The sequence below is a fragment of the Pseudomonas sp. Irchel s3f10 genome (assembly GCF_900187515.1).
Classification (GTDB): Bacteria; Pseudomonadota; Gammaproteobacteria; order Pseudomonadales; family Pseudomonadaceae; genus Aquipseudomonas; species Aquipseudomonas tensinigenes.
Genome location: NZ_FYDZ01000036.1, coordinates 1 through 1,775, shown reverse-complemented (window position 1 = coordinate 1,775; position 1,775 = coordinate 1). Strand labels below are relative to the sequence as shown.

The window sequence follows — 1,775 nt, the reverse complement described above, 5'->3', positions numbered from 1 at the left end:
AAGGGCACCGGTTGTCCGGCGGTGAATTCGTTCAGCTTGATCGAGTCGGTATATTCGCCGGTGATCGAACCGTGCCAGAACATGAAGACTTCATCGCCTTTGACCGTTTCGGTGTACACCACCGTCAGGGTGGTGCCGGCGGTGTCGGCGGGCAGGACGCCGTTCACCACGCCGGCCACTTCCGGTTGCGGCAGTTCCAGGCGGGCCTCGCCGACTTGCAGGATCTCGGTGTGGATCGACTCGCGAATGGCGCGTGTGGTCTCGTACGGGTCCAGCGTGGCGAGCACCGTCTCGGCGATCAATTGCTGGTAGTAGAACTCGGCCTTGCCGCCGTTGACCGGGGCCAGGTGTTTGCCGTCGATGTTGTACAGCAGCGGTTGGGCCGCGACGATGTCGTTACGGGTGATAAGGCGCGTCGGCAGGTCAGGCAGGTAGGGCTTGAGGCCTGGCGTGGTGCCGAGCATGAATATCTTGAGGACCTGGCCTTCGGCAAAGGATTTGTCGAAGGGGATTTCGACACGCACATGTTCGAGGTTGGGGTTCAGTGTTCCGGACACGGCATCCCGCATGATCGGCGCGGCCAGGCGCTGGACTTCGCCAATGGCGCTGATGAACTGGCTTTTGGAGTGCAGATGGGGAGGGCTGCCGGCTTTTTTCACGCTGCAGGACAAGGAGAATGTTTTCGTTGCCAGCTGCATCAGCGCTGCGTTGGGCAGTTCGAGTTCGACCACACTCGGCAGGTTGTCCAGCGGTTTGCTTGCCACTTCGAGGTCAATCGGTGCGCCCTCGCTTGGCGTGCCTTTGAGCCGCACAGTGATGATGTCGCCCAGTTCGAATCTCGGCGGGTTGGCGACGATTTGTGCAGTCCCCGGCTGGCCCGCGAGGGCGTCCAGATTCAGCTCATTGTTTTTGGCTTCCTTGAGCAAGGGGGCGTCCAGCCGGGTCGCATCGACGGCCACCACCACACGCTGTTCGGGGCTCCAGTCTTCGGAGCGATTGAGCACCTTGTCATACACCTCGAACGCCACGGCCATACCGGGAAAATCCGTATCACCGGCCTCACGGATTATCGCTTCCGTGATGCTGATGATGATCGGCGCCTTGCCTTCGGCCTGTTCCTGAGTCAGCGCAGCACTGAACACGTAGATGCCGCCCCAGCTGAGACGACAGACATCGCCCGCCGCCGCGAAGGGATAGGGCGGTGTGCCGTCAGCCTTGCCAATACTGATCGGCACGCCAGCGGCGACGTTGTCCTTGTCGATGCCGCCGTCAACGATCTCCTTGGGAATCGTCATGATCAGCTTGGAATGCCCGCCATCACCGTTGTCGTCATGGCCGCCCGGGCGCGTGAGTTTGACCAGCACCTGCATGACTTCGGACGCTTGATCCGTGCCGCCCAACGGCTTGACCACATAGGACACCGCAAAACGGCCATCGACCATGTGCCGGGAAGGCACGAACATGCGCAGCTGCGTGTTGACCTCGGTCGCGTCGACAGTTTCCACCCAGACGTTCTGCCCGGTACCCCAGAAGATCGTCAAACTGTCGCCTTGCGCCATGTTCCCCCACGGCCCGGCCTGGCACAGCAGACCGTTAAAGGGAAAATTGCCCAGCGCGGCCGCGATGTTGATGCCCCAGATATCGGGATCCTGCGATACCGGGTCCTTGCTGCGACCGGGGATGTTGAGTTCTGTGAGGGCGAGAGGCTGATCAGGCGTCGACATGGCATCGGCTCCGTGCGGGAAGGGGACGGAGTGATTGAACGGCTAAACGGC

At 61.6% G+C, this 1,775-nt stretch carries 1 pseudogene; it reads right to left on the bottom strand.

From position 1 onward, the window contains the following. Window positions 1-1,724, bottom strand: a pseudogene (locus CKW17_RS29435) (hypothetical protein); the annotation flags it as partial. Between the last annotated feature and the right edge of the window lie 51 nt (window positions 1,725-1,775).